Source organism: Bartonella sp. A05, assembly GCF_026930145.1.
Classification (GTDB): domain Bacteria; phylum Pseudomonadota; class Alphaproteobacteria; order Rhizobiales; family Rhizobiaceae; genus Bartonella.
The window spans coordinates 272,484-280,613 of record NZ_JANHOJ010000002.1 but is presented as its reverse complement, the minus strand read 5'-3'; the positions used below and the strand labels follow the sequence as shown (position 1 = coordinate 280,613).

Annotated in this window: 7 protein-coding genes; all 7 read left to right on the top strand. The window is 40.1% G+C overall.

Annotated features, from left to right (window positions below; all coding sequences use genetic code 11):
* Nucleotides 1-1,325: YadA-like family protein (locus NPX98_RS03580; RefSeq protein WP_269022701.1), on the top strand; the 1,325-nt coding region annotated here is incomplete at its 5' end.
* Nucleotides 1,322-1,894, top strand: a complete 573-nt coding sequence (locus tag NPX98_RS03575; protein WP_269022700.1) for an invasion associated locus B family protein — start codon at nucleotides 1,322-1,324, stop codon at nucleotides 1,892-1,894. The genes NPX98_RS03580 and NPX98_RS03575, both read left to right, overlap by 4 nt.
* A gap of 510 nt (nucleotides 1,895-2,404) precedes the next feature.
* Nucleotides 2,405-3,709: a Ppx/GppA phosphatase family protein gene (locus NPX98_RS03570; RefSeq protein ID WP_269022699.1), complete on the top strand. Its 1,305-nt coding sequence runs from the start codon at nucleotides 2,405-2,407 to the stop codon at nucleotides 3,707-3,709.
* 32 nt (nucleotides 3,710-3,741) lie between these two features.
* The gene (locus NPX98_RS03565) at nucleotides 3,742-4,482 is read left to right on the top strand and encodes an RlmE family RNA methyltransferase (protein WP_269022698.1); all 741 of its coding nucleotides are present in this window, start codon (nucleotides 3,742-3,744) and stop codon (nucleotides 4,480-4,482) included.
* Between the two features lie 153 nt (nucleotides 4,483-4,635).
* Entirely contained in the window at nucleotides 4,636-5,658 is a 1,023-nt protein-coding gene (obgE, locus tag NPX98_RS03560) for a GTPase ObgE (RefSeq protein WP_269022697.1), read from the top strand.
* A gap of 5 nt (nucleotides 5,659-5,663) precedes the next feature.
* Nucleotides 5,664-6,803, top strand: coding sequence for a glutamate 5-kinase (gene proB / locus NPX98_RS03555; protein WP_269022696.1), 1,140 nt, complete (start codon nucleotides 5,664-5,666; stop codon nucleotides 6,801-6,803).
* Nucleotides 6,804-6,851: 48 nt separating this feature from the next.
* Nucleotides 6,852-8,108 (top strand): glutamate-5-semialdehyde dehydrogenase, encoded by a 1,257-nt coding sequence (locus NPX98_RS03550; protein WP_269022695.1) that lies wholly within the window; start codon nucleotides 6,852-6,854, stop codon nucleotides 8,106-8,108.
* Nucleotides 8,109-8,130 lie beyond the last annotated feature (22 nt).

Below are 8,130 nucleotides of genomic sequence, written 5' to 3'. Positions count from 1 at the left end.
AGTTTTTTAATAAATTTGGCGGTGTTATTAAGAGTGTTGACAATAAAGTCACGCAAGTTGAGGGTGACGTTAAGGATCTTAATGGTAAAGTTACGAAAGTTGAAAGTGAAGTTCAGGGTATTCTCACTAACTCTATTAATGTCGTTATGAACTCGACTATTCAAGCAATTAAGCAAGATGCTTTATTATGGGATGAGGGGCAACGCGCCTTTGTTGCTGTTCATGGTTCAGTCGATAACAAAGGCAAGATTACGTCTATTCTAGATGGCCGTATAGCTTCTGATTCAAGTGATGTCATTACTGGTTCTCAGCTTTATTCAATGGGTACTGATCTTGCGCAATATTTTGGCGGTGGTGCAAAATATGAGGAAGGCAAATGGATCGCTCCGACATTTAAAGTTTTTCAAGTTAATGCTGATGGTATGATGGGTGAGAAGAAAGGCTATGATAATGTTGCTGCTGCTTTTGATAGTGTTAATAGCAGTCTGTCAGATCTCAATGACCGTATTATTGATGTCAAAAACACGGTAGAGAAGAAGGTAGATTTCGAGATTTTAGGTTGGAATGAGAAAAATAATGCTTATGATGCTTATTATAAGGGGAAAGCCAGTAAGATTGTCAATGTAGCACGTGGTACAACCGAAGAAAATGCTACTGATGTTGTCAATGGTGGTCAGCTTTGGGAAATTGACAAGCATATTTCTGATATCGAAAATAAGATTGATAATATAAATACCTTATTGAACGGTATTGATGGTGCTGTTAATAAACCTAATAATATGCCTGAGGAATTTGTTAACTACGATAAAAATACTGACAATACAAAGAATAATCATATAACTTTAAAGGGAGGCAATGAAAGTGATCCTGTAGTTATTGATAATCTTGCTAATGGCCATATTGAAAAAGATTCGAAAGAAGCAGTGAATGGTGGCCAGTTGCATGATTACACCCAACAGCAGTTGGATGCTGCTCTCAAAGAGGTGAATACCAAAATAGATAATACTTTTTCAAATGCTATCGGCTATAATAAAGGATATGTTAATGAACAATTTAACATTTTAAATTATAATATTGAGGATACACGAAAAGAAGCAAGGCAAGCAGCAGCTATTGGTTTGGCGGTATCTAATTTACGTTATGGTGATATCCCTGGGAAGTTAAGTCTTGCAGTGGGTAGTGGTTTATGGCGTAGCCAATCTGCAATTGCTTTTGGTGCTGGTTATACATCTGAAAATGGGAACATCCGTTCTAATGTGTCTATAACGAGTGCTGGAGGTTATGTGGGTGTGGGTGCAGGAATTAGCGTTATACTGAATTTATGATGAAAAACTGGAATATTTTTAAATATCTTTTATTTACCCTTGTTTTATTAGGTAAGAGTGAGGGTTTGGCTACTGAAAAAGACAGGGATTACACGGTGCATCCGCCGAAATTATCTGTTCCTGGTGGGGAAGCTGGTGAGACGCGCCGAGTTATTACGCAATTTCATAATTGGACTTTGATTTGCGATGAAAATCGAACGCTTAAGCAAGGTATATGTAATGTAACGCAGGCTATCCATGACGGAGATGATAATACAATCTTTAGCTGGTCTCTTGTGAGTACAAAAAATGGCCAACCGGTTATGCTCTTACGGACTTTGCCAGACGCTGATACCGATGTTCCTATCCAAGTTTTTGTAGATGGTTTAAAGAAGCCTGTTCTTATCCGTTATACGCAGTGCAATCACGCGGTTTGTTTAGCGCAAACGCCCGTAGGACCGATCTTCAGTAAGCAAATAGAGCAGAATAAAAATGTCCGCATTTCCTATAAAATTAAAGAGGGGGAAATATTTTCTTTTACTACACCATTTAAAGGGCTAAATGAAGCACTGACTTCCTTACAGAGATAGGTCAAAATTTATTAATACGTAAATTGCAAGAATGATCTGGATTCGCAGGGGTATTATTTAATCAGTCATTGTATTTCATTTTTTTCTTTGAATATTTAAGTTATGCTAGCTCTCGAAAAAAGAATGATACTTTTTAGAAGAAGTATTTTCTCATGTTCAATAAATTTCAAATTTTTACATGAGCTTAAAGGAGGTTATTTTCCCTTTCTTATTCATGAGAGCTAAAGTTATTTATATTGAGTTTCAATACACCAATTGTAGTTGATATATTTTCATCTTTTTATCTTTGTATATAAGACTTTATTGTTTATTAATTAAGAGTTTACTTTAATTATATTCTTATTTTTTTAGCATTTATCTTTGTATAACACTGTCCAGATAGTGAAAAATTAATATATTTTCTTGCTATTGGTCATGTGATGCTGCACTGTTATGTTGAGCTTTAATAATTAATAGAATAATTCTCGCGTTTACTTATTAGGGGGGAAACGCTTATAAGGATGAGGGAAAATGATCCCGTTAGATTATGGTTCAAACGAGCCAAAACGAGGGGAAGAGTACGATTTTAATACAGAGAAATCGTGCAGTCATCGCGGAGGGAAACACAATAATCATTCTATGTTGTTACAGACAGAGATGTATTCTGTTTCTGTTGGTAAGAGAAAACATCTACATAGAAAGCATTGGAAGCAGAAACAAGAATTTTTCCAATCGAATATAGCGTGTGAATTGTATGGTCAAGAGATTTTAAATATCAAACCCAAAAAAACAAAAACACTTTTTCTTTCACGTTTTTCTCAATTAAAGCCCTCACCTCTTTATGCGGCACTTGATTTAGGAACCAATAATTGTCGTCTTCTTATCGCCTCTCCTAGTAGGCCTGGATCGTTTCGCATTGTTGATGCTTTTTCGCGTATTGTCAGGTTGGGAGAAGGGTTGGAAAGTAGTGGCTTCCTTAGTACAGCAGCTATGAATCGTACAATTGAAGCTTTAAAGATTTGTCGTTGGAAGTTAGATCAAAAGCGTATTAAGCGTTATCGCTTTGTTGCAACGGAGGCTTGTCGCGCTGCTAAAAATGGTGAATATTTTATTCAGCGTGTTTTGAATGAAACGGGTCTTAAGTTAGAAATTGTTAGTCGAGAAACAGAAGCACGTTTTGCTGTTTCAGGGTGCGGTACGTTAGTTGAGCCGAATACCGATGCAATTGTGCTTTTTGATATTGGTGGTGGGTCATCGGAAATTGTGCTTCTTGATGTTTCCCAAAAGCGTTCTTTGCGTTTGGCTGAACAAATCACAGCTTGGACATCTCTTCCAGTTGGTGTTGTTACGCTTGCGGAACGTTTCGGGGGGAGGGATATTAGTTTAGATGATTTTGAAAAGATGAAAAGTTATGTGCGGGGGTTTTTAAATAATTTTTCAGATCGTTACAAATTAGGAGCGTTAGCTCAGGGATCGAAATTTTATCTTTTAGGGACTTCAGGAACGGCAACAACTTTAGCAGGGATATATCTTAATTTACAGCGTTACGATCGTCGTCTCATTGATGGTATTTGGTTGGATAATGCAGACATTACCCTTGTGACGAAGCGCTTATTGTCTTGGGATATAATAAAACGAGCAATGAACCCTTGTATTGGGCAAGAGAGAGCGGATCTTGTTTTAGCTGGTTGTGCTATTTTGGATGTTATTCGAGAAGTTTGGCCCAGTCAACGATTGAGGGTTGCTGATCGTGGGGTAAGGGAAGGCATTTTAACAGAGTTGATGTTGCGCGACGGTGTCTGGCGTTATCGTAAAAATAGAGATTTCAGACGCTAGCATCTATCACGACATGGAGGTGATAAGCAATTATGAAAAAAACGACGACAACATCAACAGGGGGACGTGGTGGCTCAGGGTCGCATGCATTATCTCAGAGAGTAAGGAAGAAAGCAGGGACCATTAAGGCGTCATCACGGCGATGGTTAGAAAGACATTTGAATGATCCTTATGTCCATCAGTCGAAAGTGGATGGTTATCGTTCTCGTTCTGCCTATAAATTGATCGAAATGGATGAGCGTTATAAGATATTAAAAAAAGGCCAAAAAATAATTGATTTAGGAGCAGCCCCAGGGGGATGGTGTCAAGTGGCAGCAAGTAAAGTTGGATCAAGTGATCAAAAGCCAAGCGTGGTTGGTATTGATTATTTGCATATGGATCCATTGCCTGGAGTTTTGATGCTGGAAATGGATTTTTTGCATGAAAATGCACCACAGAAATTGATTGATGCATTAGGAACACAACCAGATGTCATTCTTTCGGATATGGCAGCGCCAACAACGGGTCATCGCCAGACAGACCACTTGCGGACGATTCATTTGTGTGAAGCTGCTGCTGATTTTGCTATTTCGGTTCTCAAGCCTGGTGGACATTTTTTAGCAAAGGTTTTTCAAGGAGGAGCAGAAAATATTCTTCTTACGACCTTGAAACAGAATTTTAAAACGGTTCATCACGTAAAACCCCCTGCAAGTCGCGCAGAGTCCGTAGAACTTTATCTTTTAGCGCTTACATTTAAAGGAAAATCTAAGGCAGAACAATATCTTGTTCTGTAAAGGAGTTTAAAATTTTTTTTGAATGTCAGAATGTTCGAGACCGTTTTTAGGGATAGGATATATCGTTTTTCTTTTGTTAATGATGAAAAACTGGTAAAATCAATCTATTTTCTATAGAAGTGGGAATTCATTGATTCCTCTGTGAGCATTTCCATGAAGTTTCTTGATCAGGCTAAAGTTTATATTCGCTCTGGTAATGGTGGGGCAGGAGCAGTATCATTTCGTCGTGAAAAATTTATAGAATTTGGAGGCCCCGATGGAGGCAACGGAGGACGTGGTGGTGATGTTTGGGCTATCGTTGTTGATGGGCTTAATACGCTGATCGATTATCGTTATCAGCAGCATTTTAGAGCCAAAACAGGTGGTCATGGTAAGGGGCGTAATATGACGGGTGAAAAGGGGGCAGATGTTGTCCTTAGAGTACCGGTCGGAACGCAGATTTTTGAAGAAGATAATGAAACGTTGGTTTGTGATTTAACAGAAGTTGGTCAACGGTATCGCCTTGCCAAAGGAGGCAATGGTGGATTTGGTAATCTTCACTTTGTGACTTCTACGAATCGTGCACCTCGTCGTGCCAATCCGGGTTTGAATGGAGAAGAGCGTGCGATTTGGTTACGCTTGAAGCTGATTGCTGATGGGGGGTTGATTGGTTTGCCGAATGCTGGAAAGTCAACCTTTTTAGCGTCAGTAACGGCTGCAAAACCGAAAATTGCTTGTTATCCTTTTACGACTTTGCATCCTAATCTTGGTGTTGCACGTATTGATGCGCGTGAATTTGTTTTGGCAGATATTCCCGGTTTGATTGAAGGTGCTCATGAAGGCGTTGGGATAGGAGATCGTTTTTTAGGGCATGTAGAGCGTTGTCGTGTTTTACTTCATTTAATTTCCGCTCAAGAAGAAGATGTTATTAAAGCATATCGGGTTGTTCGTCATGAACTTGAAGCATATGGACATAATTTGAGTGATAAGACTGAAATTGTGGCCTTAAGCCAGATCGATACTCTTACTCTTGAGGAACGTAAAGTTAAACAAGAGGCTTTGCAAAGTGCAGTTGGCCGATCTGTTATGATGTTTTCTGCAGTCAGTCACGAAGGTTTGGAAAATGTGTTGCGAGCTATAGCGCAGGTTATTGAAATGGCACGCGCAGATGATATGCTTGAGGATGAGCAGGACTGATTGAAATGACAGTTAGATTGCAAGAACTTGCACAATATAAACGCATTGTGATTAAAGTTGGTTCTGCACTTTTGGTTGATTCGCAAACAGGTTTGCGCGTTGGATGGTTGCAAAGTTTGGCTAGTGATATTGCACAGTTGCGCCAAAAAGGAGTTGAGATTTTATTGGTATCTTCTGGGGCGGTTGCTTTAGGGAGAACATTGCTTCATCTTCCGAGTGGTACTTTAAAATTAGAAGAGAGTCAGGCGTGTGCTGCTTTAGGTCAAATTGAACTTGCCAAAGCTTATGGTGATGTTCTTGCTCAACGTGGATTGAGAACGGGGCAGATTTTGCTTACATTGTTTGATACGGAAGAACGTCGTCGTTATCTCAACGCGCGTGCTACGATTAATACGCTTTTGCGTTTTGGAGCAGTGCCTGTTATCAATGAAAATGATACCGTAGCAACAAGCGAAATTCGTTATGGTGATAATGATCGCTTAGCGGCGCGTGTTGCAACTATGATGGGTTCGGATCTTTTGATCCTTTTATCCGATATTGATGGTCTTTATACGAAATCACCCCATTTGGATCCAAAGGCTGAATTTGTTCCTTTTATCGAGTCCATTACGGGTGATATTGAAAAAATGGCAGGTTTTGCAGCTTCAGAGTTGTCACGAGGTGGGATGAAGACAAAACTTGATGCGGGAAAAATAGCAAATTCTGCCGGAACGGCTATGGTCATTACTTCAGGAAAGCGTATGAATCCTCTTGCGGCGATTGATCGTGGTGAACGCAGTAGTTTTTTTGCTGCCAGTAAAAAACCAGTAAGTGCTTGGAAAACGTGGATTTCTGGCCATTTAGATCCTTCAGGTATTTTGATGATTGATGAGGGGGCAGTTAAGGCGCTTGAATCTGGAAAGTCATTATTAGCAGCAGGTGTTATAGCGGTCGAAGGGATATTTCAGCGTGGAGATACGGTTGCAATTGTTGATAAACAAGGAGTCGAGATTGCGCGTGGCCTTGTAAGCTATGGTAAAGCTGAAGCGGTCATCATTATGGGGCGTAAAAGCGAAGAGATACAAGATATTCTTGGATACGCGCCGCGCTCTGCTATGGTACATCGCAATGATATGGTTTTACGCTGCTTGACCGATCAGTCTTAAAAAAGCTATTCTTTACGTTCTTTATTTCTTTTTTGGATTAATCATCGCATGACTTTGGAAGAACAAATGAAAGCCATGGGGCAAAGAGCGCGGATTGCTGCTTCAGAGCTTGCAATTATTTCTGCGGAACAGAAGAAAAATGCGTTAGAAATGATAGCTCTGAGTCTAGAGGATCAATCAACGGAGATTTTGCATGCGAATGATCAGGACTTGGCCCTTGCTGCTCAAAATAATTTGAAGTCGGCGATGATTGATCGGTTAAAGTTAGACCCATTACGTTTGCGTGCCATTATCGATAGCGTTCGTCAGATTGCTTGTTTGCCTGATCCTGTTGGGCAAGTGATAAGTGAGTGGAGACGTCCAAATGGTCTACATATAAGGCGTGTACGAACACCTCTTGGTGTGATTGGTATCATTTATGAAAGTCGACCAAATGTTACGATTGATGCGAGTGCTTTGTGTTTGAAATCTGGGAATGCGGCAATTTTGCGTGGTGGTTCGGATAGTTTTCATTCTGCGTATGCTCTGTATTCTGCATTTATCAAAGGACTGGAGCGGGCTGGTTTACCGCGAGATGTTGTCCAAATGGTTGAAACCACAGATCGTGGAGCTGTTGGCGAAATGCTCAAGGGATTGGATGGAGCTATTGATGTTATTATTCCCCGTGGTGGGAAAAGCCTTGTTGCGCGTGTTCAATCGGATGCACGTGTTCCTGTTTTTGCGCATTTAGAAGGGCTATGTCATATTTATATCGATCAATCGGCAGATTTAGAGATGGCACGTAAGGTTGTTTTGAACGCGAAATTGCGGCGTACTGGTGTGTGTGGAGCTGTAGAGACCGTTTTAATTGATCGTCGGGCATTAAAGAAGTTTCTTCCTGTTTTGATTTCTTTACAGGAGCAGGGGTGTGAAATTCGTGCAACAGAAGATATTGTTTTGCTTATGCCATCGGTTCAATTAGCCTCTGAAGACGATTGGTCACATGAATATCTTGATGCAATTCTTTCTGTTAAAACGGTTGATGATGTTGAGGGAGCCATTGCGCATATTAAGCGTTATTCATCAGGACATACTGAATCAATTATCGCTGAGGATATGAAGGTGGTGGAGATATTTTTTAATCATTTGGATTCGGCTATTTTACTGCATAACGCATCCACACAATTTGCCGATGGAGGTGAATTTGGTTTTGGAGCAGAAATTGGTATCGCAACAGGGAAAATACATGCACGTGGGCCAATCGGCGTTGAACAGCTGACATCATTTCAATATCATATTCGAGGAAATGGGCAGGTTCGACCTTGAAACAGTCGTTTTTTCAATTGGA

Excerpts from the sequence above, each read along its gene's own strand:
- NPX98_RS03575 (WP_269022700.1), top strand. The coding sequence starts at position 1,322 with ATGATGAAAAACTGGAATATTTTTAAATATCTTTTATTTACCCTTGTT.
- NPX98_RS03570 (WP_269022699.1), top strand. The coding sequence starts at position 2,405 with ATGATCCCGTTAGATTATGGTTCAAACGAGCCAAAACGAGGGGAAGAG.
- NPX98_RS03565 (WP_269022698.1), top strand. The coding sequence starts at position 3,742 with ATGAAAAAAACGACGACAACATCAACAGGGGGACGTGGTGGCTCAGGG.
- obgE (WP_269022697.1), top strand. The coding sequence starts at position 4,636 with ATGAAGTTTCTTGATCAGGCTAAAGTTTATATTCGCTCTGGTAATGGT.
- proB (WP_269022696.1), top strand. The coding sequence starts at position 5,664 with ATGACAGTTAGATTGCAAGAACTTGCACAATATAAACGCATTGTGATT.
- NPX98_RS03550 (WP_269022695.1), top strand. The coding sequence starts at position 6,852 with ATGACTTTGGAAGAACAAATGAAAGCCATGGGGCAAAGAGCGCGGATT.